Origin of the sequence: Lactonifactor sp. BIOML-A5, from assembly GCF_009677585.1 — a bacterium.
Classification (GTDB): domain Bacteria; phylum Bacillota; class Clostridia; order Lachnospirales; family Lachnospiraceae; genus Lactonifactor.
Window position 1 is genome coordinate 17030 of sequence record NZ_WKYV01000022.1, and the last position, 24116, is coordinate 41145.

21 protein-coding genes are annotated in these 24116 nt (G+C 46.2%); 3 read left to right on the forward strand and 18 right to left on the reverse strand.

The window, feature by feature from the left end; all coding sequences use genetic code 11:
- Positions 1 to 4 precede the first annotated feature (4 nt).
- From GKG41_RS16220 to GKG41_RS23595, 5 genes are all read right to left on the reverse strand, one after another.
- A complete protein-coding gene (locus GKG41_RS16220; RefSeq protein ID WP_154260548.1) occupies positions 5 to 598 on the reverse strand; it encodes a hypothetical protein in 594 nt (197 codons plus the stop codon).
- 221 nt (positions 599 to 819) lie between these two features.
- On the reverse strand, positions 820 to 2205 hold the full coding sequence (gene rlmD / locus GKG41_RS16225) for a 23S rRNA (uracil(1939)-C(5))-methyltransferase RlmD (protein ID WP_154260550.1): 1386 nt from the start codon (positions 2203 to 2205) through the stop codon (positions 820 to 822).
- A gap of 68 nt (positions 2206 to 2273) precedes the next feature.
- Complete coding sequence (locus GKG41_RS16230) at positions 2274 to 3224, reverse strand: HD domain-containing protein (RefSeq protein ID WP_154260552.1); 951 nt, start codon at positions 3222 to 3224, stop codon at positions 2274 to 2276.
- A 34-nt stretch (positions 3225 to 3258) separates the two neighbouring features.
- Positions 3259 to 4611: a S1C family serine protease gene (locus tag GKG41_RS16235; RefSeq protein WP_226903851.1), complete on the reverse strand. Its 1353-nt coding sequence runs from the start codon at positions 4609 to 4611 to the stop codon at positions 3259 to 3261.
- A gap of 206 nt (positions 4612 to 4817) precedes the next feature.
- Positions 4818 to 5834 (reverse strand): hypothetical protein, encoded by a 1017-nt coding sequence (locus GKG41_RS23595; protein ID WP_154260554.1) that lies wholly within the window; start codon positions 5832 to 5834, stop codon positions 4818 to 4820.
- Positions 5835 to 6011: 177 nt separating this feature from the next.
- Between GKG41_RS23595 and GKG41_RS16245 the strand changes: the two genes are divergently transcribed.
- From GKG41_RS16245 to GKG41_RS16255, 3 genes are read left to right on the forward strand one after another with little or no spacing between them, the layout of a single operon-like run.
- Positions 6012 to 8390: an endonuclease MutS2 gene (locus tag GKG41_RS16245; protein ID WP_154260556.1), complete on the forward strand. Its 2379-nt coding sequence runs from the start codon at positions 6012 to 6014 to the stop codon at positions 8388 to 8390.
- Positions 8391 to 8407: 17 nt separating this feature from the next.
- A complete protein-coding gene (locus tag GKG41_RS16250) occupies positions 8408 to 9109 on the forward strand; it encodes a response regulator transcription factor (protein ID WP_154260559.1) in 702 nt (233 codons plus the stop codon).
- Entirely contained in the window at positions 9109 to 10521 is a 1413-nt protein-coding gene (locus GKG41_RS16255) for a HAMP domain-containing sensor histidine kinase (protein WP_154260561.1), read from the forward strand. Before GKG41_RS16250 ends, GKG41_RS16255 begins: the two co-directional genes overlap by 1 nt.
- 77 nt (positions 10522 to 10598) lie before the next feature.
- Here GKG41_RS16255 and GKG41_RS16260 read toward each other — a convergent pair whose 3' ends face one another.
- The 13 genes from GKG41_RS16260 to gatC form a co-directional block, all read right to left on the reverse strand.
- Complete coding sequence (locus GKG41_RS16260; RefSeq protein ID WP_154260563.1) at positions 10599 to 11099, reverse strand: tRNA (cytidine(34)-2'-O)-methyltransferase; 501 nt, start codon at positions 11097 to 11099, stop codon at positions 10599 to 10601.
- Between the two features lie 16 nt (positions 11100 to 11115).
- Positions 11116 to 12099 (reverse strand): AIR synthase family protein, encoded by a 984-nt coding sequence (locus GKG41_RS16265; protein WP_154260565.1) that lies wholly within the window; start codon positions 12097 to 12099, stop codon positions 11116 to 11118.
- 158 nt (positions 12100 to 12257) lie between these two features.
- Positions 12258 to 12968 carry a 3'-5' exonuclease gene (locus GKG41_RS16270; RefSeq protein WP_154260567.1) on the reverse strand — a complete coding sequence of 237 codons (711 nt, stop codon included), beginning with the start codon at positions 12966 to 12968 and terminating at the stop codon, positions 12258 to 12260.
- A complete protein-coding gene (gene nth / locus GKG41_RS16275) occupies positions 12965 to 13615 on the reverse strand; it encodes an endonuclease III (protein WP_154260568.1) in 651 nt (216 codons plus the stop codon). Before nth ends, GKG41_RS16270 begins: the two co-directional genes overlap by 4 nt.
- Before the next feature lie 22 nt (positions 13616 to 13637).
- Entirely contained in the window at positions 13638 to 15380 is a 1743-nt protein-coding gene (locus GKG41_RS16280; RefSeq protein ID WP_154260571.1) for a B12-binding domain-containing radical SAM protein, read from the reverse strand.
- A 13-nt stretch (positions 15381 to 15393) separates the two neighbouring features.
- The gene (locus GKG41_RS16285) at positions 15394 to 15540 is read right to left on the reverse strand and encodes a FeoB-associated Cys-rich membrane protein (RefSeq protein WP_154260573.1); all 147 of its coding nucleotides are present in this window, start codon (positions 15538 to 15540) and stop codon (positions 15394 to 15396) included.
- A gap of 12 nt (positions 15541 to 15552) precedes the next feature.
- Positions 15553 to 17538, reverse strand: a complete 1986-nt coding sequence (gene feoB / locus GKG41_RS16290) for a ferrous iron transport protein B (RefSeq protein ID WP_154260575.1) — start codon at positions 17536 to 17538, stop codon at positions 15553 to 15555.
- Positions 17535 to 17762, reverse strand: coding sequence for a FeoA family protein (locus tag GKG41_RS16295; RefSeq protein WP_072852552.1), 228 nt, complete (start codon positions 17760 to 17762; stop codon positions 17535 to 17537). The genes feoB and GKG41_RS16295 overlap by 4 nt, the downstream gene beginning before the upstream one ends.
- Before the next feature lie 153 nt (positions 17763 to 17915).
- Positions 17916 to 19196, reverse strand: coding sequence for a cation:proton antiporter (locus GKG41_RS16300; RefSeq protein WP_154260577.1), 1281 nt, complete (start codon positions 19194 to 19196; stop codon positions 17916 to 17918).
- A gap of 181 nt (positions 19197 to 19377) precedes the next feature.
- A complete protein-coding gene (locus GKG41_RS16305) occupies positions 19378 to 20724 on the reverse strand; it encodes an MATE family efflux transporter (protein WP_347563336.1) in 1347 nt (448 codons plus the stop codon).
- Positions 20725 to 20885: 161 nt separating this feature from the next.
- Positions 20886 to 22319 carry an Asp-tRNA(Asn)/Glu-tRNA(Gln) amidotransferase subunit GatB gene (gene gatB, locus GKG41_RS16310; RefSeq protein WP_154260581.1) on the reverse strand — a complete coding sequence of 478 codons (1434 nt, stop codon included), beginning with the start codon at positions 22317 to 22319 and terminating at the stop codon, positions 20886 to 20888.
- Positions 22316 to 23797 carry an Asp-tRNA(Asn)/Glu-tRNA(Gln) amidotransferase subunit GatA gene (gene gatA, locus GKG41_RS16315; protein ID WP_154260583.1) on the reverse strand — a complete coding sequence of 494 codons (1482 nt, stop codon included), beginning with the start codon at positions 23795 to 23797 and terminating at the stop codon, positions 22316 to 22318. Before gatA ends, gatB begins: the two co-directional genes overlap by 4 nt.
- A gap of 12 nt (positions 23798 to 23809) precedes the next feature.
- Complete coding sequence (gene gatC, locus GKG41_RS16320; protein WP_154260585.1) at positions 23810 to 24103, reverse strand: Asp-tRNA(Asn)/Glu-tRNA(Gln) amidotransferase subunit GatC; 294 nt, start codon at positions 24101 to 24103, stop codon at positions 23810 to 23812.
- Between the last annotated feature and the right edge of the window lie 13 nt (positions 24104 to 24116).

A 24116-nucleotide genomic window follows, 5' to 3' on the forward strand; every position in this document is an offset into this window, starting at 1 on the left:
ACTACTAAAGTCCAATATTATTTTGTACTATGTGACCCCCATTCTTTGCAATTAAGATACCGTTAATAATTGCCCGAAATGCAAAATTGCCGATGAGCTGTTCATCGGCAATTTCATTTATATGGATATATTCTTTTCCTATAGCAATTGTTCTCGCTGTCTGATACAACGCATAGCCATCTGTACTGATCCCTCGCAGGGGAATATCCATTAGACTTACCTCGCCGGGGTGGATATGCACCAAGGCACGATTCCATAAATCCTCATCGGCAGAAAGCAGATAAATTATCGCACAAACCTTTTTAGAGATATATGGCTTGCAGATGGTCATAAATCTTTGCTTGTGGGCAGGGGTTAAAAACCAATCCCCGGTAAAGTTCTGAGTAAGCTTTTGCAATCGCTTGTTCAAATAGCGATGACGAAAATTTGCAAAACAGTTTTTTACCAATCTTTTATAGGTGGCATTACTCTGGCTGCTCTCAGCCGTTAAATTTTCCATAATAATCAGTCCTTTCTTTCTCTGGGTGAAATTTGGCACAAGCATCATCATCTGTTCAAATTCAGAAAATCTTGTGCCGTATAAAAAATATCTTGACATTTGAAAATCTCCTTTCTTTAAAACTTATGGCATAAAAAATAGGCAGTGGATTTTATAATTATCCACTGCCTATTTGCGTGCTTGCTATTCAATTTTATCAGTACATCTTATAAAATACCCTATGTCATCTATATTTTCACTGTTTTTTCGGGGTCAAAAACGGCACTTTTTAGCCTGTTTTTTAGCCCCAAAACCACCCAAAAACCACTACATGTTGTGGTTTAGCCCTCATTTTTAGTCTTGCCACCACAATACGTCATCAGAATTATCGCTTCAACGTGGACAGTCATCCCAAACTGATCCACCACCGTCACCCTCTCCATCTCATACCCATTCTCCCCCAGCCACTTCACATCCCTTGCCAGGGTTGCCGAGTCGCAGCTTACATATACAATCCTCTTAGGCTTCATATCCACCATAGTGCGCAGCAGGGATTCCTCACAGCCTTTTCTCGGAGGATCCACCACGATAACATCCGCATAGATTCCGTCTTTTTCATATTTCTCAGGCAGAACCTCCTCTGCCTTTCCCACATAAAAAGCCGCATTTTCTATCCCATTTAACCGCGCATTTCTCTTGGCGTCTTCTATGGCCTGAGGGACAATCTCCACCCCGTATACCTGCTTTGCCTTCCGGGCCAGAAAGAGGGAGATGGTTCCTATTCCGCAGTACAGGTCCCACACAGTCTCCCTGCCTGTCAGCTGTGCGTACGCAAGTGCTCTCTCATACAGCTTCTTTGTCTGCACGGGATTTACCTGGTAAAAGGACAGAGGGGAAATCTGGAACTTAACATCTCCGATGGAATCCGTGATATAGGGCTGTCCCCACAGAAGTTTAATCTCTTCTCCAAGGATAACATTCGTCCGCTTTTTGTTTACATTCAAAGAAATGCTGGTCATTCCTTTGAGCTCTCTCAAACTCTCCACCAGCTTTTCTGATTTGGGCAAAGTCTCTCCGTTTACGATCACACAGACCATAATCTCGCCGGACTGGAAACCATAACGGATCAGCACATGGCGCACCAGTCCCTTACCTGTCACTTCATCATAGGGCTCTACACTCCATTCCGTCATATAAGCAATGAGCTTGTCTAAGATCACCTCATTGAACTCTACTCCAAGGAAGCATTTTCTGTTGTTGATAATAGTGTGCGTCCGACTGGCATAAAAGCCGGCTACTATATTGCCGTCCTTGTCCCTGCCGATGGGAAACTGAGCCTTATTTCTGTAGAAATACGGTTCCTCCATCCCTATCACCTCTTCAATGGGTACCTCAGAAAAACCTCCGATCCGCATAAGGTTATTCCTTACCTTATTCTCTTTAAACTTCAGCTGCTGCTCATAGGAGAGGGCCTGAATCTGGCATCCCCCGCACTGGCGGGCATAGGGGCATCTGGGTTCTACCCTGTGGGGCGACGGCTGAAGGAGTCTAATCATCCGGGCATAGGCGTAATTCTTCTTTGCTTTTATTACCTTTGCTTCTATAGTATCTCCTATCACAGCATCCTTGACAAAAAAGGGGAAGCCGTCAATTTTACCGATTCCCTCTCCCCCGTGTCCCATATCCTCTATTGTAATTGTAATACTGTCATTCTTTTTATAGTTCATATTCGTCTCCTGTATCGTCTATAAAGGACGGGTCCATATACGTCCCCGTCCTTCCCTGATGTACTGCCTTATTCCTCGCAAGTGGTCTTGCGTATGTTAGATTCAAACAGCCGGTTATATCCCAGCCAATCCTTCTGATCCTTTGCAGAACTGAAGATCTCAGCCAATGTCTCCATCTTGGCATCTGTGTTATCTGCCATATTCAGGGCAACAGCCTCTGCCAGTGCAGGTTTTTTCGGTGAACCGTATTCCAGTTCTCCATGATGTGCCAGAATACAGTGCTTCAGCTCGCTTTCCAGTTTTTCCGGGAATCCGGGAATCGCCCTGGCCCCATCGTGAACCATCTCTGCTCCTATCATGATATGGCCCAGAAGCTGCCCGTCATCCGTATAGTCATTGGCAGGAAATGGTGACAGCTCTCTTGTCTTTCCCATGTCATGGCAAATAGCCGCGGTGAGAAGCAAATCTCTGTTTAAAATGGGATATGCAGTTATATAGTATTCGCACAGCCTGACAACGCTTAACGTATGCTCCAAAAGGCCGCCTACAAATCCGTGATGTACTGTCTTAGCAGCTGAATTGCCCTTAAATCCTTTGACAAAAGCAGTATCCTCTACATAATATTTCTTCAGGAGAGTCTGCAAATAAGGGTTTTTTATGCTCTGAATATACCGGAGAAGCTCCTGGTACATGTCATCAATGCTTTTACCGCTCACCGGCAGATAATTTCCGGGGTCATACTCCCCCTCCGCTGCCTTTCTCGCACGTTTGATACTCATCTGCAGCATTCCCTGAAAACAGGTTACATCCCCGATTACGTCCACATAATCCAGTACGTCAAAATCTTCAATCCCCTGAGAGTTAGGCTCCCAGATCTTGGCATCTATGGTACCTGTCTTGTCCTGCAGGATTACATTTTCATAAGGTTTTCCATTCTTTGTCACTGCTGACTGCTTGTGCTTGCACAGATAAATCCCATTTGCCTTTTCACCTTCACGCAATTCATTTAAAAATTTCATTCTCTTTTTTGCCTTCCTAATTCTTTCTGTCTTTTTACGAAGCAGTCAGGGTAACATCGAATTCCAGTTCCACATAACCTTCTGCTCCTTTGCGCATGACTTTTATCTTAATCATCTCGCCTACACTGCATTTTTTAAGTTCATTCTGATACTGCTTGACGGTCACAACCTCATTCTCCTTGACCGCAGTAATCACATCGGCCTTCTGTATACCAGCCTGCATAGCGGGAGAGTCCTCTGCTATCATATCTACAAAGACCCCTTTTGGCATTCCTGTATTCGCCGCAATCTCATCCGTGACATCCATTCCCCGGATTCCGGCATAAGGATTATCCGTATTATTGGACAACTGTTCAATCAGTTCCTTAATCTGAGAGATGGCCAAAGCGGTTACTATATTTCTGCTGTCCTCCAGGCCAAAAGATTGGGCGATAACTCCCACAACTTCCCCGTTTAGATTCACCAGAATCCCGCTTCCGTCACTGCTTCCCATAATATCCGTTGTCAGCAGATTATACTCGCCGTCCACTACATTTACCGTGTTGGAAACCGAGGTAATTAAACCATACGCAATAGAATCACTATACCCCATCGGGCTTCCAATTGCAATAACAGGTTCTCCCTGGCTGACACTGTAGGAGCTTCCCAGCGACGCGACTGAGAGACAGTTCTGGGATTCCTGGGAAATCTCTGACAGAGGCACCTTCAGAACCGTAAGCCCCGTATTAGAGTCTGTTTTCTGGAAACGGGCATCCACAGTTGACCCGTCGCAAAAGGTAATCTGAATGCGGTCTACATTATCCACTACACGGTATTCTGTCAGAACAAATAAATCCTGTCCGTTATTCGCAACAATCAGCCCTGAGATCTGCTTCTGACTTTCTGAAGGGTTGTTAAACCAGTCCGTCCCGCTGGTATTGCCGATTACTGTTACAATAGCTTTTTTAGGTTCCTGGGCCTGCTGAACCATATCCTTGTAAAGATTGGAATAGTCTGCCAGAGTAAATTCTGCTGGTTCCTGCACTGGCGCCTGAGACTCTTCTTCGGGGGGAGTCTCTTCGTCCTCCTCTCCGGAGGGTTCTTCATCCTGAGGAATATTCACTTTGGGTGCGCTTTCCTTGTCTTCCCGGTACTTATCTATCCCGGAGATAGTAATCGAAAATACAAGAGCTGCAATTACACCGAATAACACTGCGGCACCGGCAATCCACCCTGCCCGTCTCAGGACGGTTCTCCTGTCCAGAGGCTTCTCTTTTATCGTCTCTTTTACAAAGCTGTAAGCTTCCTCATGCTCCTCAGGAGTCTCTCCCTCCCTCTCCTTTTCTGCCTCTTCCAGATGCTCCTTGTCAGGATTCTCCATGAGTTCTTTCTTTTCATTCTCATCCATACTGCACGTTCTCCTTTATTGCTTAAGTAAGATACACGCAAATCCCGTTCCCGGGATGCCAAAAAGAGGAATCCCGGCGAGTATACAATATAAATTATCTTAGCAAAGAGATATGAACATTTTATGAAGAATCCGGGAAAATATTTACTTTTAGAAGCGGTACCATCTATAAACACCTGGTTTTTAGGGGGTTCACTCCCGACGGCTTACGTCTGGTCATAATTACAGGCACCATTGTTACAATTCTCACATACATAAAAATAATACATTCCATCTCCCCATTCCCATATGTCCTGTCCCTCTATCTGTCCTGCAAAAATCATTTTTTCTCCGCAGTCGGGGCAGTCCGGATAATCCAGATGATCAAATCTGCAGGGCAGTCCGCCCAGCTGTGTATGGGATATATCCGTCATAATACTGGCAGAATAGGTTATCCTTCTGAACTCTTTGCTCCTTTTCAGCTTTCTTTCCGGATTCGGGTATCCATCTAACACACGATCCATACACTGTTCCAGAATTTCTGTTTTCCTGTTTTGCTCATGCCAGGCAAATTCGCCTTGCTCCATCCTGGTATAGATTGTCTGGTAACAGGAACATACCAGACAGCTTCCCAAGGGCTCCTTCTGATTGAATATGAGCGTTAGGGGATGGCGGCAGAATCCGCACAGCCGGTCTATCCGCCGCAGAGGAACCCAGCCGTCTTCTTCGGTTCCCGGAGACTCTTCAAAGGGTACCACTTCCTCCCGGTACAGCTCCTTTATTTTTCCCTTTTCCAGACACCATCCTCCTGCCGTATCCTCCCATCTATGGTCTGTGCCTGCTAAAAACTCAGCTGATTTTTCGGACCTAACTGCGCTCAGCAATGGGATTATCTGATCTCTCATCTCATCTGTCTGGGCTGCATCTATTAACATTTCCGCTACCTGAGGGGCTGCTCTGAGAAAAATCTCGGGGTAGGAATCCCACGTTTCTTTCATCAGATGCGCATAGAGCTTATCCGGAAGATATTCCCCTATCTGATAAGAATACAGGGCAAGATACAGGTAAACAACCTGCTTGTCCCAGGAATCCATCTTCTGATTGTCTATTGTGTAATCAATCAACTCTGCGGTCTCTTTTGGACTTAGTTCTTCATAAAGCTTATAGAGAGGTTTTATCTCCCCGGACATCATTCCGCCCTCCAGCAGTTCCATGGTCAATTCCAGCATTCTGTCAGCATTCATCCTCATCCCTCTTTTCTTTTATTATCCCAAGTATACCATAAATTCCTCAGTTTTCTCCCGTGAAATCGACTTTTCACTTTTCATTCCCTCCATAATAGGTTAGAATAACTACTAGAAGAATGACAAAAACAAAAAGACGGATGTACACTTGATTCAGTCCGCCTTGGAGGCAAATACATGAACAAAAAAGCATTAAAAACATTAGAATACAACAAGATCATCGAACAGCTGACTGCCTGCGCCACCTCTTCCCAGGGGAAACGTTTGTGCCAGGCCCTTTTGCCCCAGGATGATATTGTCACAATAGAACGTATGCAGGAGGAGACCCAGGACGCCCTTAGCCGGATATATCAGAAAGGCAGCCTTTCTTTAGCCGGTGTGAAGGATATCAGAGGCTCTCTCAAAAGACTGGAAATCGGAGGCACCCTTGGCACCGGAGAGCTCCTTGCCATCTGTTCTCTCCTGGAGAATACCAACCGGGCCAAATCCTACGCCCGAAAAGAAGATGAGGAAAAGGCACCGGACTCTCTGGATGGAATGTTTGAACAGCTCCAGCCCCTCACCCCTCTTGCCAATGAGATCCGCCGGTGTATTCTATCGGAAGAAGAGATCGCGGATGATGCCAGTCCGGGCCTGAAGCAAATCCGCCGTTCTATGAAAAATACCAATGACAGGATTCATACAGAATTAAACAGCTTTGTCAGCGGAAATTCCAGAAGTTATCTTCAGGATGCCGTTGTCACCATGCGAAATGGGCGTTACTGTATTCCGGTAAAAGCTGAGTATAAGGGCCAGGTGCCGGGAATGATCCACGATCAGTCCTCTACCGGTTCCACCCTCTTCGTGGAGCCAATGGCAATTGTTAAGCTGAATAATGATATCCGGGAACTGGAACTAAAGGAGCAGGCGGAGATTGAGATTATCCTGTCCACCTTAAGTGCCTCTGCCGGAGAGTATCTGGAAGTTCTGCTGGATAATATGAAGCTGCTGGTGGAACTGGATTTTATCTTTGCCAGAGCCTCTCTGGCCAAGCAGCAAAATGCATCCAAACCGGAATTCAATACCAAAGGCATTCTGGATATCAAAAAGGCCCGGCACCCTCTCATTGACAGGCATTCTGTAGTGCCCATCGATATCCATCTGGGCCGGGATTTTGACCTGTTGATTGTTACCGGGCCCAACACCGGGGGGAAGACCGTTTCCCTTAAAACTGTGGGGCTATTAACGCTTATGGGGCAGGCCGGACTTCATATTCCAGCCTTTGACCACTCCTCTCTGGCTGTGTTCAAAGAAGTATATGCGGATATTGGGGATGAGCAGAGTATTGAGCAGAGCCTCAGCACCTTCTCCTCCCATATGACAAATATTGTATCTTTCCTGGAAAAAGCCGACAGAGACTCTCTGGTTCTCTTTGATGAACTGGGAGCCGGCACAGACCCCACAGAGGGCGCGGCGCTGGCTATCTCTATCCTGTCCCATCTCCATGCTCAGGGTATTCGTACTATGGCAACCACCCATTACAGCGAGTTAAAGGTCTACGCACTTTCAACTCCCGGGGTGGAAAATGCCTCCTGTGAGTTTAATGTGGAGACTCTGCGCCCAACCTACCGGCTGTTGATTGGTATTCCGGGAAAAAGCAATGCATTTGCTATCTCCGGAAAACTGGGACTTCCTGAATATATTATTGACAAAGCCAGAGAACAGCTGAGCCAGGAGGCAGAATCCTTTGAGGATGTCATCAGCCACCTGGAGGAGAACAGAGTCACCATTGAAAATGAGCGAAAAGAGATTGAACGCTATAAAACAGAGGTAGAACAGTTAAAGAACCGGTTGGAAGAAAAGCAGGATAAGCTGGAACAGCAGAGAGAACGCCTCCTGAGAGAGGCTAACGAAGAGGCACATAGGGTACTGCGCGAGGCAAAGGAATACGCGGACCAGACCATCAAGGTATTCAATAAGGCCGGAAAAAGTACAATGTCCGCCAGAGAACTGGAACAAGAGCGCCAAAAGCTCCGCCAGAAGATGAACACAGTAGAAAAAAATATGTCTCAGAAAAAAGAGCAGAAGAAAAAACCGGCGCCCAAAGCAAAAGATTTGTCCATAGGCGATTCTGTAAAAGTGCTGAGTCTCAACCTGAAAGGAACAGTAAGCACACTGCCCAACCCCAAGGGCATGCTCTTTGTTCAGATGGGCATCCTCCGTTCCCAGGTGCACATCTCAGACCTTCAGCTCATAGACGAACCCGTGATTACATCCTCCACCCTGCAGAAAACCAGTACAGGTAAGATCCGGATGAGCAAGTCTTCCTTTGTAAAAACAGAGATCAACCTTTTGGGAAAAACTGTGGATGAGGCCATTTCCGAGCTGGACAAATATCTGGACGATGCCTATCTGGCCCATCTGAATACGGTGCGTGTGGTCCACGGAAAAGGTACCGGCGCACTGAGAAAAGGCATACACAGCTATCTCCGCCGCCTGAAATATGTAGAGGAATTCCATCTCGCCGAATTCGGTGAGGGTGACGCGGGCGTAACCATCGTAACATTTAAAAAATAGAATCAGGAGGTTTTGTAATGGTTGCAAAGCAGAAAATATTAATTGTAGACGACGACAACAATATCGCAGAGCTGATTTCCCTGTATCTTACCAAGGAATGCTTTGATACGATGATTGTAAATGATGGGGAAGAGGCCCTGAATGCATTCGCATCCTTTCAGCCCAATCTGATTCTTCTGGATCTGATGCTGCCGGGTATGGACGGTTATCAAGTTTGCCGGGAAATCCGCCACAAGTCGAATGTACCTATTATTATGCTCTCCGCCAAAGGGGAGATTTTTGACAAGGTCCTCGGTCTGGAGCTGGGAGCGGATGACTACATTATCAAGCCTTTTGACTCCAAAGAATTAGTAGCCAGGGTAAAAGCGGTACTCCGCCGGTTTCATGTGGAGCCGGAACCCGCAGCCCAGAATACAGGAAAGTTCGTGGAATACCCGGACCTTGTAATTAACCTTACCAACTACTCTGTCATTTACTGCCAAGAGGCGGTGGATATGCCCCCGAAAGAACTGGAGCTTCTTTACTTTCTGGCCTCCTCACCCAATCAGGTATTTACCAGAGAGCAGCTTCTGGATCACATCTGGGGATACGAATATATCGGAGATACCAGAACCGTGGACGTACACATCAAACGTCTCAGGGAAAAAATCAAGGACCATGACTCCTGGGGAATTGCCACCGTATGGGGGATTGGATACAAATTCGAGGTGAAATCCTAATGAAAAATGCCCTGTATCTTAAGTTTGTTATTGCATACTTGATTCTGGGATTCATTGGCTTTTTCACCATCTCCACTTTAGGGTCCACATTAATTGAACATAAGCTTGTGGACTTTTCTAGCTCTGCCCTCTATAAAGAAGCCAATGCCGTGGCGAATACCCATGCGGCAAAATATTACAACAGCCAGTCCTCTCTCAATGATATCTATGATAACCTGACTACCCTGAGCTCTTATGAGAACTCAGAGATCTGGCTGATCAATCCACAGGGGGAGATCCTCCTGAACACCAGCGAGGACTTGAATACACAGTCTCCGGAAAAAATCATTAATTTTGATCCGGCGTCATTCAATTCCGGGTACTATCAGATCGGCCATTTTTTTCACCGCTTTTCGGATGATACTATGAGTGTTCTGGTTCCCATTACCCTGAATTTTACCACCAGGGGATATATTGCCATTCATCAGCCCATGGAGCATATTTACGAGGAAAGAGAATCGGTACTTCAGGTAGTATACATACTTTTCCTGATTTTGTTTCTCATTACCTCCTCCATTCTGGTGCTTTTGAATTATATCATCCACCGGCCCCTGAGAAAAATCATCACTGGGGTGGATGAATTTGCATCCGGGAATCTGAAGTATAACATTCCGGTGAGCACAGAAGATGAGATGGGTTACCTGGCGGCGTCCCTGAATTATATGTCCGACGAACTGGACAAGATGGGAGACTATCAACGGAAATTTGTTGCCAATGTGTCTCATGACTTCCGCTCTCCCCTGACCTCCATCAAAGGGTATGCAGAAGCTATCCTGGACGGCACCATTCCTCCTGAAATGCAGGAAAAATATCTGAATATCGTAGTATTTGAGACAGAGCGCCTGAATAAGCTCACCAGAAGCCTTCTCACTTTAAATGATATGGATGACAAAGGACGTATGCTGGATATTACCACCTTTGATATAAATGGAGTCATAAAAAATACAGTGGCCACCTTTGAGGGAACCTGCCGGGAGAAAAAAATCTCCATAGAGCTTATCCTGGCCGGTCAGACACTCTATGTATCCGCTGATATGGGCCGAATCCAGCAGGTACTATACAACCTATTGGATAACGCAATCAAGTTCAGCCCTAAAGATTCTACCATAACCATAGAAACCACAGAAAAACATGATACCGTCTTTGTCTCTGTGAAAGATATGGGGGCGGGAATACCCAGAAGCAGTCTTTCTAAAATCTGGGATCGTTTTTATAAGCTGGACACCTCCCGAGGAAAGGACAGAAAAGGTACCGGGCTTGGCCTGGCTATTGTAAAAGAAATCATCAATGCCCACAACCAGCACATTAATGTAATCAGTACAGAAGGGGTGGGAACTGAGTTCATCTTTACCCTTGACAAATCCAAAAAATAAAAAAGGGGACGTGTTCTTTTTAAAAGGAACACGTCCCAAAATCGATCTGCCCTGTCCCTTTTTAAGGTACGGGGCTTTTATCTCCAGTCATATTTCGTCAGATGCCCCTCCAGCTGCATGTGATCAAAGTTATGCTGCCGCAGTGCTTCGTACAGTACAATTGCCACTGAGTTCCCCAGATTGAGGGATCGGATATTTCCAATCATAGGGATACGGATGGCTGTCTCCTGGTTTTCCAGCAGAATTTCTTCGGGGATTCCGGCGCTTTCCTTTCCGAACATAATGTAGCAGTCTTCTTCATAAACAGCTTCCGTATACGTACGGGGACCTTTTGTCGTGGCCATGTAAATTTTTGCCCCCGGATTTTTTTCCAGAAACTCCTCGTAGTTCACGTAGGTAGTCACATCCAAATCCTTCCAGTAGTCCATTCCTGCCCGCTTCAGTTCTTTTTCGCCCAGACGGAATCCAAGAGGTTCAATGAGATGCAGCCTGGTCCCGGTCGCTACACAGGTTCTTCCTATATTTCCTGTGTTAGCCGGAATCTCCGGCTCATATAGTACGATGTTCAGTCTTGCCATATTCTTAACTTCTTTCTTATAATATTTTGTAAAGTTCATCCGGCTGGGGCTTATCCAGATATCTTACTTCTCCCTGGTTTTTCAGTATCCGCTCCCTGCCCTCTGTGGTTTTCCCGATGACCGCTCCATGAATGCCTGTTTGAGACAGCGCTCTCACCAGATGGTTTCCGTTTTCCACTGCAATGAGCAGGGACCCGCTGGACGTAATCTGATAAGGGTTTAGTCCGAACGCTTCACAGATTTCCACCGTCTCCTGACGGACAGGTATGCTTCTGAGATCTACCTCAAGTCCAATGCCACCCCCGCTTGCCATCTCCCATAGAGCTCCGAAGACGCCCCCAGTTCTGAGGTCATGCATGGCGGCTGCTCCCGCCTCCACGGCAATTTGAGCCTCTGGAAGCACCGACAGATACTGCTCAAGATTCTTCGCATCCTCAACAAATGCCAGAGAGAACCGTTCCAGCAATTCCGCTTCCTTCTCTCGGGCTATAACAGCGGTTGCTTCCAGGCCAATCCATTTGGTTAATACCAAGTCCTGCCCTGGCTTTATATCTGACACGGACTTCAGGTTCTCCTTTTTTATCTTACCGATACCTGTCACAGAAAAAACAGGCTGGTTAACGGCTTGTGTTACCTCTGTATGTCCGCCCAGCACTTCCAGATGCAATTCCTTGCAGATCCCTTCTAATTCCCGCATCCTATGCTTCAGATGAGATTCATCTGCCTTGACCGGCAGCAATACTGTTACCATAATTCCCACAGGCTCTGCTCCTGAGGCCGCCAGATCATTCACCACAGCGTACACACCGCGGTTTACTGTATAAGTTTCCTCACCCGTAACAGAATCCGAGGAAAGTACGAATACTTCCCCCGGACCAATCTCAACTGCCGCACTGTCCCGGCCAATCCCGGGACCAGCCAGAACCTCTTCCCTTCTGTGGCTGATTTCTTTCAGTACAGAACGGATAAGCACCGGCTCCGGTAGTTTTCCTATTCTCATATATTTATCCTGCCTTCTTTTCCCATGATCCCATGAAACAAATATCTTAGCCCCCTTATCCGGGAATAAACATGGGAACTACCATTGCCAGTATAAGAAATCCTGCAATAATCCCGGCGATAATCCGTTTCGTCTTAGGGTTATTCATATTCATTTTTTCACCTCTTTATTCTTCCATACGTCGAAAGAATGCCGTCAATAATTTTTGAGGCATCGCTCTTCGACAGACAATCCATCTCTGTATCAAGTTCTATTTTATGATATTTTATCAAATCCCGCAAGTACCCTTTTTGGGCATTTGTGATGGGTGACTGTTTTTTTATTCTGCATACCAGAGGACTGCAGCAAAATGCCTCCGGATGGCTCTGGCCGAATTCCTCTCTCAGTTTTTCATACAAAAGGTAAGTAGTTCTGGCATCGTCCAGCGCCCGATGTGCCTTGTCCTGAGGAATTCCATAATACTTTCTCAGGTACTGCAGGCTGCGGCTCTTCAGATCCGGCAAAACCTTCCTGGAGATTGCCAGAGTATCCATCCCCTCCTTTTCAAATGAAAGGCCCTGCTCGGCTGCCCCATATTTTACAAAGCTATAGTCAAAAAGCAGGTTATGCCCAAGCAGGGGATAATCCCCGCAGAACTCCAGAAGTCTCGGAAGTGCAGACTCAATCCCGGGCTGACCCGCCACCATATCTCCGGTAATACCGGTGATCTCTGTAATCCTTGAGGGTATCTCCCTCCGGGGATCCACAAAGGTTGCATAGGTATCTGCCACACTTCCCTCCACAACCTTAATGGCCCCAATCTCCAGAATCGTATCCTTATCCGGCTGCAGACCTGTGGTTTCCAGGTCAAGGGTTACATATGCTCTCATGCTTTATCCCCCTTTTTCTTCCGTTCCTTATACTCTTTACAGTATTTCGTGAGAAAGCACTCCTCACACTTAGGATTTCTGGCAAAACAGATTTGCCTGCCAAAGGTAATAATCTGAATATTATACAGAATCCAGTGCTCCCTGGGAAGTACCCTCATAAGATCATATTCAATTTTAACCGGATCCTCTTCTTTTGTAAATCCCAGCCTCCGTGAAATTCTCTTTACATGAGTATCCACCACCACACTTGGTTCATGAAATATATTTCCCCGTATCACATTTGCAGTTTTTCTTCCTACACCGGGAAGACTGGTGAGAATCTCCAAATCATTAGGTACCTTTCCCCCGTACTCTTCCACTAACTTTCTGGAACATCCTAAAATATTTTTAGCCTTATTCCTGTAAAAGCCTGTAGACTTAATATCCTGCTCCAGTTCCCTCAAATCCGCATTGGCAAAAGCCTCCATATCCGGATATTTCTTAAATAATGATTCTGTAACTATATTTACTCTGGCATCTGTACATTGTGCACTGAGCATTGTGGCGATGAGCAGCTGTTCTGCACTATCGTGATTCAAATAGCACTTATACTCTGTTGTATACACTGCATCCAGCAGATCCAGAATCCCTTTTGTCCTTTTTGTCATATTTATCCTCTCCTGAAATACTCTATTCCTCCAGTTCCCGGGGCGGAATCTCTATGGCAAGAGCGTCGTTAGTCAAAGGGTCACGGGTTTTATAGTCAAATAGAATCCATCTCTCTTCCTTCTCCCCTCCTGCGTCTGCAGGGAAGCTGAATACTTCTATGTGAGTCATCTTACAAAGCTGTCTTGCCTGATATCCTTTATATTCGGTAAGATAACGGGGGGTCTCTTCCTCCCTCTGGTAGAATGCGTGTATCTTATTTCTATAGCTCCCCATGTCTTTTGCCCAGCCAGGCCTGCTTTTCAGATTCTCTCTCAGATATAAATCATAGAGCATGCGCTCTTTATACTCCTCCAGATGTCCGCGGTCCCATTCCATTAGAAATTCCAAAAGAATATCATACCGCCGAAGCCGTGCGTGCGAGACTGAAAAATATCCCCTTTCTTCATAAAAGGCGGCCAGTGTCTCATAAAACATAAAGGGGGAGGATGCTGTTGCTTCTATTTCCGTCAGAACCGTAGAAAATTGTCCGCTGTTATAGTATATTTCCACCATCTCCTCAATTCCCTTAAGCCTCAGTACATCATCGTAAGACAGCCACTTGGTTCTCAAGACCTCATAAGGCTCTCTGCTCTGATAGACACATCCGTATTCCCCGGCGTTCTCATGCATATAAGATCCCTTCAAAACTTTGAGAAATCCCAGCTGCAGCTGGTTGGGCTTCAGTCTGTATACCTGATCGAAGGAACGGCCGAAGCTCTTATAATCCTCAAAGGGGAGACCTGCAATCAGATCCAGATGCTGATGAATATTTTTTCCCCTGTGTACCTCGCTCACCACCTCTGAGACCCTGGCAAAGTCCATCTTTCTTCTTATAGCTTCTATGGTCCTCCCATTGGTGGACTGCACCCCGATCTCCAGCTGGATCAGGCCCGGACGCAAAGTCCTCATAAGCTCCAGCTCTTCCCGGGTCAGCAGATCTGCAGCTATCTCAAAGTGAAAATTAGTAACCCCATTGTCATGATCCCGGATATACGTCCAGATTCCCATGGCATGGTCCCTCCTGCAGTTAAAAGTCCTGTCCACAAACTTGACCTGAGGTACTCTGTGATCCAAAAAATACTGAAGTTCCCGGTATACAAGGTCCAGTTTCCGAAACCTCAGTCTTTTATCAACGGAAGAGAGACAGTAGCTGCAGGAAAAGGGGCATCCTCTGCTGCTTTCATAATAGATGATTTTATGGTTGAAAGCTTCTATCTTCTCATAAGGAAAAGGAATCACACTCATATCCAAAATCTCTCTTGGAGAAGTTCTGCACAGCTGCCCTTTCCCCCGATCCCGAAACACAATTCCAGGAATTTGTTCAAGCGATGTCCGTCCCTCCGTATAGTGCCGCACCAGCTCCAGAAAGGTTTCTTCTCCCTCCCCGACCATCACCCCCTCCACCTGGGGGTACTTGTTCAGGAACGCTTCCCCGTCATAGGATACTTCCGGTCCCCCCACCCATATTCTGGTATAGGGCATAATCTTGGCCGCCTCTGTTATCAGATCCGTGACGTAAGAAATATTCCATATATAGCAAGAAAAGCATAAGATATCAGGCCTCTTTTGATAGAGGCCTTTTAATATCTCATCCTTTTTCTGATTTATTGTATATTCACCAATCTCTATCTGTTCTCTGTATTCTCCGGCAAAAGCCTTAAGAGAATAGACCGCCAGATTCGAATGTATATATTTGGCGTTCACTGCCGTTAGCAGAATCTTCATCCAACTCTCCTGTCTACTTTTTCACGGCCTTTCCGCAGCCTTTGCAGCAGCCTTCACAGCTGCAGCTGCAGAATTTTCCGTTTTTCGCATCTTTTATTTTTCTGCGGATGACAAATGCGGCGTAACCAAATATCAGAACTCCTATCAATACTGTTGCCATACTTCTACCTCCTTAAAACAGGCTTCCAATCTGAAATACCAGAACAGCGGCAATATAAGCAACTGCCAGCTGAAAGAATACGGTCATAATCGTCCACTTCGAAGAGTGTGTCTCCTTGCGAATCGTAGCCAGTGTAGCTACACAGGGAGTGTAGAGCAGGCAGAACACCATCAGCGCATAGGCATTCAAAGCTCCGAAATTCTGACCCGCCAGTATCTGGGATAACTGTCCCATGCCCTCCGGAGAATTAATATTGCTGATACCGTAGAGAACAGAAAAACTGGAGATTACCACTTCTTTGGCAGAAAGACCGGAGATTAGGGCAACTGAAATCTGCCACATTCCCAGGCCCGCCGGAGCGAGCAGAGGCTCCAGCCACTTTCCGATTGAAGCTCCGAAGCTGGTTGTCACATCTGTAACCATCCCGCTGGTATTGTAATTCAAAATGAACCAGATTACAATAGATGCAACGAAAATAGTTGTTCCAGCTTTTGTCAGATAGTCCTTTACCTTCTCCCACACATAAATCCAGATAGTCCTGGCATTGGGGGTCTTGTATTCCGGAAGCTCTATGAGAAGGTTCGCCTCCCCCTTGCTTTTGCTGAATTTTCTGAGGATAAGGGCCAAAAGAATGGCCATCACCAGTCCCAGGGCGTAGAGAGAAAATGCTACAATCATAGCATACTTTCCAAAAAACATATCTGCAAAAAGTACATAGATAGGAAGTCTTGCCGAACAGGACATAAAGGGGGTCAAAAGCATGGTCCTCTTTCTGTCTGACTCCTTTTCTAATGTCCTGGACGCCATTATAGCCGGGACTGTACATCCGAAGCCGAGAACCATTGGGAGAAATGCCTTTCCGGAAAGTCCGACTCTCCCCATGATTCCGTCCATGACATAGGCTACCCTGGCCATATAACCACTGTCCTCTAAGACAGCCAGTGCCAGAAACAGGATAAAAATGTTGGGCAGAAAGGTCAGTATTCCTCCCACACCTGCCATAATTCCATCTACGATCAGAGACACCAGCCAGTCAGAGGCATGCAGACTGGTGAGAAGATGTGTCATTCCCGCAAAGGCATAATCAAGTCCTGCCTCAAAAATCCCCTTCACCGCATCTCCTACCGTAAAGGTACAGAAAAACACCAGAGACATAATCCCCAGAAACACCGGTACTCCCCAGATCCGGTGAGTCAGGATACGGTCAATTTTCTCTGTTTTTTCCTCTTTTTGATTTTTATAAAACAGCGTCTCCTCTACTATTTCCTCTATGTAATCATACTTTTGATTGATGATGATCTTTTCATAATTCTTATCCACCACCTCACTTGTATCCAGTGGATGCTCTTTTAAAATCTCCTCATCGTTTTCCAGAATCTTCAGTGCATGCCAGCGAAGATTCGTATCCTTGGGCCACTTTTCATGAAGCATATGCTCCAGGACCTCTATTTTATCTTCAATATCCGCCGTGTAGGAAACCACTGGGTCAGTATTCTGCTCTTCATAATGGTGCTTTACCGCATGCAGCAGCACATCCAGGCCGGTTCTTTTCCTGGCAGATACAGGAACCACAGGAATGTGTCCCAGCATCTCCGGAAGACGATGCAAGTCTATTTCCATGCCCCTCTCTTCCACAATGTCCATCATATTCAATGCCAGAATCACCGGCTTACCCATCTCCAGAAGCTGAAGTGTAAGGTAAAGATTTCGTTCCATAGCGGATGCGTCTACAATATTAACAATGACATCGATCTCCTCATCCAGGATCGCCTTTCTGGAAACCTTTTCCTCCATAGAATAAGAAGTAAGGCTGTAGATACCCGGAAGGTCAATCAGCTTTATCTTCTGTCCTTTATAGCTGGTCTCTCCCTCTTTGCGTTCCACCGTCACACCCGGCCAGTTTGCCACTTTAAGGTTTGCCCCAGTAAACGCATTAAATAAAGTAGTTTTTCCGCAGTTTGGGTTGCCTACAAACGCAACGCTGATATAGTTTTTCATGCTGTATAATCCTCCAGATTAATCCCGGACGCTATGTCACTGCCCAGTGCCCATCTGGCGCCTCTTACTTTTATAATGGTGGCGCCATTCCTCTTTCTGTTGAGAATTTCTATTCTGGTACCCTCCAGAATCCCCAGGGCCTCAAGACGCCTCAGGATCTTTTGTTCCACCAGCATCTGTGTCACCCGGTATACGCTGCCAACCTTAGCTTCCACTAAACTCATTTTTGTCTCCCTGTGCATTTATTGATATTGAAAATAATTATCATTTACGTTTTTATTATATAAAGACCTTATGTGTTTGTCAATCACTAATATACAAAAAAAGGCAAAAAAATCCGGTAGTGTATGCCAAAGGCCTACCCTACCGGTTTCTGTCTATTCACGAGTCCCCATATATTGGTTTCCTATATCTTCATCTTCATACACTTTCGCCAAATCGTTGCTCACATACTCTTCCGGCTCCTGGATCTTTTTCTTACTGTGGGAGAATGCCAGCTTCAGAAGAATAGGAGATATAATAGTTGTAATTACTACTACCACTACCACAGGTCCCAAAAGGGAAGCAGACATCAGGCCAACACTGTCTCCCTTAGCAGCCACAATAAGCGCAACCTCTCCTCTTGAAATCATACCGGTTCCAATCCTTATGGCATTTTTATTGGAATAGTGGCACATCTTAGCTCCCAGGCCGCAGCCCACTACTTTAGTAAGTACTGCAACAAGAACCAGTATCACAGAGAATGCGATCAGCATAGATGACATCTCCGGCAGTTCTACCTGGATACCGATACTTGCAAAAAATACCGGTGAAAGCAGGAGATAAGACAGTGTACTGAATCTGCGGGCTATATAATTCGTCTTTGTCGTCTTCGTGATGATGAGTCCCGCAAAGAAAGCGCCTGTAATATCAGCAACGCCGAAGAATTCTTCTGCCACATAGGCAAAAATAAGGCAGATAACAAATGCAATAATAACAAATCTCTGCAGATCCCTTTTATATCCGGTAACCCATTTTTTAAACAGAATATGTATCAGATATCCGCCCAGTCCAACAGCAACAAAAAAACCGGCAATCTTAAACAGGACAACACCTATTTTCACTGACGGATCAGCCATGCTGGTGATCAGTGTCAGTGCAATGATACCAAGAATATCATCAATAATGGCTGCACCCAAAATAGCATTTCCCGCTTTCGTATTCAGCTTTCCCATCTCTTTGAGGGTCTCCACTGTAATACTTACAGATGTCGCGGTCAGAATTACGCCGATAAAAATATTCTGGAGCAGAAGACTTGTGTCTGCTGTTGATTCCAGCATACCCGGACGGTTAAAGTACCAGGCGACCCCAAAACCTCCGGCCAGCGGGACGATTACTCCCATAAGCGCGATGATAAAGGAAGCCTTTCCGCTTTTCTTCAATTCATCGATATCGGTTTCCAGTCCTGCGCAGAACATCAGCACAATAACCCCGATTTCAGATACCTGATGGATAAATTCAGTCTGCTTTAAAATACCCAGAACTGCCGGTCCCAGAAGCAAGCCTGCCAGCAGCGCTCCTACTACCTGAGGCATGCGAATCTTACGTGTTAAGAGTCCAAACAGCTTCGTGCTCAGCAAAATTATCGCCAGATCCAGCAAAAAATCATATGACTTCATCTTTCATGTCCCCCTTTTTCTTTAGCCAAGGATAATTATATCATTTGTCGAAAAAAATGAAAGATGTTTTTTATATTCTTGCAGTTTTTCTCTATTATTGCTATTTTTTTAAGATTTTTGCATGAATACCTGCACTTTTTAACACGTATTACGTCCTATATTCTTGTGAATATGCTGCCTTTTACCTGGTAACATTTTTCAGCCATTTATAAGTATGGTGCCTTTTTACCGAAAATGGTATCTTGATGATCTCATCGCTCACCAGGAAGATATAAACCCAGGGCATGGGCATCTTAAGCACAAAGGCTGCGATCATGCCCAGGCCGATGGAGCATATCCACATTATTCCCACATCCAGCACCAGGCCGAACTTAGTATCTCCCCCTGCCCTGCAGATTCCTACAACCATAGTGGAATTATACGCCTGTCCCACGACATAATAAGACATAAAAATCATCATAATCTTCAGATACCCCTTTGCCTGGTCTGTAAGATTCAGCAGAGCACATGCAACCGGAGAGATCATAAGAATCACCACGCCGCCGCAGATCCCCAGAATAATAGATATTTTCAGGAATCTTCTGGCATACTCCTTGGCCAGCTCCTCTTTCTTCTCTCCTATGGATTTTCCTACCATAATGGAGGCAGCGCTGGCAATCCCAAAGCTGACAACCATAGACAGCTGCCGGCTTACCTGAGCTACTGAATGGGCGGCCACTGCGGCACTTCCCAGGTGTCCGACTATAGCCGTTATCACTGCCATACCGCTGCCCCATGCCACCTCATTGAGCAAAACCGGAAATGCATAGACTCTAAAGTCCCTTCCCAGCAGTTTGTCCCGCACAAAAAGATCCTTCACCCGGATCCTTACGGTGTCGTTTATCTTCACCGCGTAAAAAACGACAATTATAACCTCCGTGGCTCTTGCGCATACAGTCCCCAATGCCGCTCCGGCGGCACCCATAGCAGGCAGGCCCAAAAGTCCAAAGATAAACACAGCATTAAGGATAATATTTACCACCAGTGAGATGCTGTACACAACAGTTGCAATGACTACTCTCTCCACACTTCTCACAATGTTCAGATATACCATTGTAAATGCCGACATTAGGTAAGACAGAGATACAATTTTCAGGTAGCGTACGCCTTCCTCAATAATCACAGCCTCATTGGTAAAAAGTCTCATAATAGGAACCGGGGCAATCCAAACAGCGGCCGTCACTACAAAAGCAGCAAGAAGCCCAATACGAAATGACATTCCCATTACCTTCTCAATGGTTCGGGTGTCCTGCTTTCCCCAGTATTGGGCAGTCAGCACACTGGCACCGGAAGTAAGCCCAAAAAGAGCCAGATTCAGGATAAAGAACACCTGATTTGCCAGGGACGCGGCAGACAGAGCAATCTCCCCCACCTTTCCCAGCATAATAACGTCAGCTGAGCTGACCCCCACATTAATCAGATTCTGGAGTGCCATAGGCAGCACCAGCCCCGCCACTGTACGGTAAAATTGTTTGTTATTAATCTGCATATTCATCTCCCTGTATGTATTTCTTCCTATATAAATAGGCTTCCTATTTTTTCTCTTTCTACTGCCGGGGCAGAAAAATAGAACCTGCAAACCGAAAAGAGATTCACAGGTTCTCTTAACAGGAATTACAGCCTCTTTGCCTATTATAGCATACTTAACAGCTACTGCAATAATTCCTTTAATATTTTATTTACTGACGAAGGATTTGCCTTTCCCCTCATAGCCTTCATAGTCTGGCCCACCAGAAAACCAATGGCCTTCTCTTTTCCGCTCCTATAGTCTGACACGGACTGAGGATTGTCCGCGATAACTCCGGCAATAGTTTCTCTTAAAGCATCCTCATCGTTAACGGTCTTCAGTCCCCTTTCTTCCACATAGGCTTCAGGGTCAATATCCTGGGCAAACACTGCTTCAAAGACTTCTTTTGCCACAGTACTGTTAATCGTCCCAGCCTCTGCTAGAAGCACCAGCTTTGCCAGATTCTCAGGGGAAAACCGGATGTCTTCCGGCTCCATATCCTTTTCCTTTAAAAGCCTCAGGGTTTCCACCATCAGCCAGTTAGAAACCTTTTTCGGTTTGCCGCACACTGCGGTGGCAGCCTCAAAGATATCGGCCAGTTTTTTGGACGCCGTAATAATCTCAGCATCATACTGGGGAATATCAAATTCTTTTCTGTAACGCAGCAGCTTCTCCGTGCGAAGTTCAGGCTGTCTCTCTTTCACCTTTTGTATCCATTCATCGCTTATCACTACAGGGACCAGATCCGGATCCGGAAAATACCTGTAATCCTGGGCATCTTCTTTAGAGCGCATGGCATAGGAGTATTCCTTATTGTCATCCCAGCGTCTGGTCTCCTGGACTACCGCTTTCCCTTCCTCCAGCAATTCAATCTGGCGTGCACGTTCACCTTCAATCGCCCTTCCAATGGCTTTAAAGGAGTTCAGATTCTTCATCTCTGTTCTGGTTCCCAATTGTCCGCTGCCTGCTTCCCTCACAGAGAGGTTAACGTCCGCCCTCATGGACCCCTCCTGAAGTTTACAGTCGGATGCTCCCAGATACTGGATAATCAGTCTCAGCTTATCCAGATATGCCGTTACCTCCTCGGCACTTCTCATATCAGGCTCTGAGACAATCTCAATAAGAGGTACCCCGCTTCTGTTATAATCTACCAGAGAGCAGTCCTCCCACTCATCGTGGATCAGTTTTCCCGCATCCTCTTCCATATGAATTTCGTGAATCCCTATAACCTTTTTCCCTGCAGATGTCTCTATCTCGATTCCTCCGTCATGGCAGATAGGGAGATACAGCTGAGAGATCTGATAATTTTGCGGGTTGTCTGGATAGAAATAATTCTTTCGGTCAAATTTACAGTACTGGTTAATCTTGCAGTTTGTGGCAAGCCCCACTGCCAGGGCGTACTCCACAACCTGCTTATTCAATACCGGGAGGGAGCCCGGCATGCCCGTGCAGACGGGGCAGGTATGAGTGTTGGGGGCACCCCCGAATTCTGTGGAACAAGCGCAGAATATCTTAGTCTTCGTCGCCAGCTCTACATGGACTTCCAATCCTATAACAGTTTCATACTGCCTGCTCATGCTTTCTCTCCTCCTTTCACTCTCTCCAGATTAGGCTCCTCGTATGACCTGGTCTGCTCAAAGGCATAGGCTGCTCTAATGATTTTCTTCTCCTGAAAACAGTCGCCTATCAGCTGCAGTCCAATGGGCAGTCCTTTGGAATCTGTTCCGCAGGGAACGCTCATTCCGGGTAAACCCGCCAGATTGACAGAGATCGTATAAATATCCCCCAGATACATTTTCAGCGGATCTTCCAGAGATTCCCCCAGTTTTGGGGCGGTTGTGGGAGCTACCGGTCCTAAAATCAAATCATATTTCTGAAATGCTTTGTCAAATGCCTGTTTGATGAGAGCCTTTGTCCGCAGAGCCTTCAGATAATAGGCATCATAGTAACCGGAGCTCAGTACAAAGGAACCCAGCATAATTCTACGTTTTACTTCCGGTCCAAAACCTTCGGACCGGCTCTTTTTGTACATACTGTGGAGGCCGTCATACTCCTTTGTCCGGTATCCGTATTTGACCCCGTCGAATCGGGAAAGATTGGAGCTGGCTTCTGCAGATGCGATAACATAATATGCAGGAATTGCATATTCAACCAGACTCAACTCAAATTCCTCCACGCTGGCCCCTTTCTCCTCCAGGACTTTTGCCGCACGAAGGACAGCAGATTTGACCTCGGGCTCCAGCCCTTCTCCCAGATAATCCCTGGGAATTCCTATTTTCATGCCTTTTACGTCGTCCACCAGAGCGGCTGTAAAATCATAGGACTCCCGCTGAACAGATGTGCTGTCTTTTTTATCATAAGAAGCAATTGTTTCTAATATAGCCGCGCAGTCTGCCACATCTCTGGCTACCGGCCCTATCTGGTCCAGAGACGAACCATATGCAATCAGTCCATATCGGGATACAGTTCCGTAGGTGGGTTTGATACCAGTCACGCCGCAGAAGGAACTGGGCTGGCGGATAGAACCGCCGGTGTCGGATCCAAGGGCATAAAAACATTCCCCCGCCGCCACTGCCGCACAGGATCCGCCTGAGGAGCCCCCGGGCACATGGTCAGTGTTCCAGGGATTCCTGGTTATGCCGTATGCTGAAGTCTCTGTTGTACTTCCCATGGCAAACTCATCCATATTTGTCTTCCCCAATATCACAGCTCCCTGCCGCTCCAGGTTCCGGACAGCTTCCGCTGTGTAGGTGGGTACAAAGTTTCCCAGGATGTTGGAGCTGCAGGTTGTAAGCATCCCCTCTGTGCATAGGTTATCTTTCAGCGCTGCAGGCACTCCGGCCAGGGGACCGGTCAACGTCCCTTCGTCTATTCTCTTTTGTATATGCTCGGCCTGCTCCAGTGCCTTTTTTCCATCCGTTGTAACATAGCAGTGCAGAGCGCTGTCCAATTTTCCTATCTGTTCCAGAGACGCCTCCACTGCCTCTCTCACACTGATTTCCTTCTCTTTTATCTTTTGGCCAAGCTGGACTGCCGTTAATGATAAGATACTCATGATGTTTTCCTCCTACTCTACCGTCTTAGGCACCTGAAAGGCTCCGTCCTTCTTTTCAGGTGCATTGGCCAGTATATTCTGTCTGTCATCCCCATTGGTTACAATATCCTCGCGGAAAACGTTATGGATGGGAAAGATGTGGGACATTGGCTCTACACCCTCAGTATTCAGTTCATTCAGCTTATCAATATAATCCAGCATTCTTCCCATGTCACTTTTGGCCTGCTCCTTTTCCTCCTGGCTTAATTCCAGCTTCGCCAGTATTCCAACATACTCAATTGTCTCATCACTGATTCTCTCAGACATACAATTTCTCCTT

What these genes read in the sequence shown, in the direction of transcription:
- GKG41_RS16220 (WP_154260548.1), bottom strand. Translation starts at nt 598, where the DNA reads ATGTCAAGATATTTTTTATACGGCACAAGATTTTCTGAATTTGAACAG.
- rlmD (WP_154260550.1), bottom strand. Translation starts at nt 2,205, where the DNA reads ATGAACTATAAAAAGAATGACAGTATTACAATTACAATAGAGGATATG.
- GKG41_RS16230 (WP_154260552.1), bottom strand. Translation starts at nt 3,224, where the DNA reads ATGAAATTTTTAAATGAATTGCGTGAAGGTGAAAAGGCAAATGGGATT.
- GKG41_RS16235 (WP_226903851.1), bottom strand. Translation starts at nt 4,611, where the DNA reads ATGGATGAGAATGAAAAGAAAGAACTCATGGAGAATCCTGACAAGGAG.
- GKG41_RS23595 (WP_154260554.1), bottom strand. Translation starts at nt 5,834, where the DNA reads ATGAATGCTGACAGAATGCTGGAATTGACCATGGAACTGCTGGAGGGC.
- GKG41_RS16245 (WP_154260556.1), top strand. Translation starts at nt 6,012, where the DNA reads ATGAACAAAAAAGCATTAAAAACATTAGAATACAACAAGATCATCGAA.
- GKG41_RS16250 (WP_154260559.1), top strand. Translation starts at nt 8,408, where the DNA reads ATGGTTGCAAAGCAGAAAATATTAATTGTAGACGACGACAACAATATC.
- GKG41_RS16255 (WP_154260561.1), top strand. Translation starts at nt 9,109, where the DNA reads ATGAAAAATGCCCTGTATCTTAAGTTTGTTATTGCATACTTGATTCTG.
- GKG41_RS16260 (WP_154260563.1), bottom strand. Translation starts at nt 11,099, where the DNA reads ATGGCAAGACTGAACATCGTACTATATGAGCCGGAGATTCCGGCTAAC.
- GKG41_RS16265 (WP_154260565.1), bottom strand. Translation starts at nt 12,099, where the DNA reads ATGAGAATAGGAAAACTACCGGAGCCGGTGCTTATCCGTTCTGTACTG.
- GKG41_RS16270 (WP_154260567.1), bottom strand. Translation starts at nt 12,968, where the DNA reads ATGAGAGCATATGTAACCCTTGACCTGGAAACCACAGGTCTGCAGCCG.
- nth (WP_154260568.1), bottom strand. Translation starts at nt 13,615, where the DNA reads ATGACAAAAAGGACAAAAGGGATTCTGGATCTGCTGGATGCAGTGTAT.
- GKG41_RS16280 (WP_154260571.1), bottom strand. Translation starts at nt 15,380, where the DNA reads ATGAAGATTCTGCTAACGGCAGTGAACGCCAAATATATACATTCGAAT.
- GKG41_RS16285 (WP_154260573.1), bottom strand. Translation starts at nt 15,540, where the DNA reads ATGGCAACAGTATTGATAGGAGTTCTGATATTTGGTTACGCCGCATTT.
- feoB (WP_154260575.1), bottom strand. Translation starts at nt 17,538, where the DNA reads ATGAAAAACTATATCAGCGTTGCGTTTGTAGGCAACCCAAACTGCGGA.
- GKG41_RS16295 (WP_072852552.1), bottom strand. Translation starts at nt 17,762, where the DNA reads ATGAGTTTAGTGGAAGCTAAGGTTGGCAGCGTATACCGGGTGACACAG.
- GKG41_RS16300 (WP_154260577.1), bottom strand. Translation starts at nt 19,196, where the DNA reads ATGAAGTCATATGATTTTTTGCTGGATCTGGCGATAATTTTGCTGAGC.
- GKG41_RS16305 (WP_347563336.1), bottom strand. Translation starts at nt 20,724, where the DNA reads ATGCAGATTAATAACAAACAATTTTACCGTACAGTGGCGGGGCTGGTG.
- gatB (WP_154260581.1), bottom strand. Translation starts at nt 22,319, where the DNA reads ATGAGCAGGCAGTATGAAACTGTTATAGGATTGGAAGTCCATGTAGAG.
- gatA (WP_154260583.1), bottom strand. Translation starts at nt 23,797, where the DNA reads ATGAGTATCTTATCATTAACGGCAGTCCAGCTTGGCCAAAAGATAAAA.
- gatC (WP_154260585.1), bottom strand. Translation starts at nt 24,103, where the DNA reads ATGTCTGAGAGAATCAGTGATGAGACAATTGAGTATGTTGGAATACTG.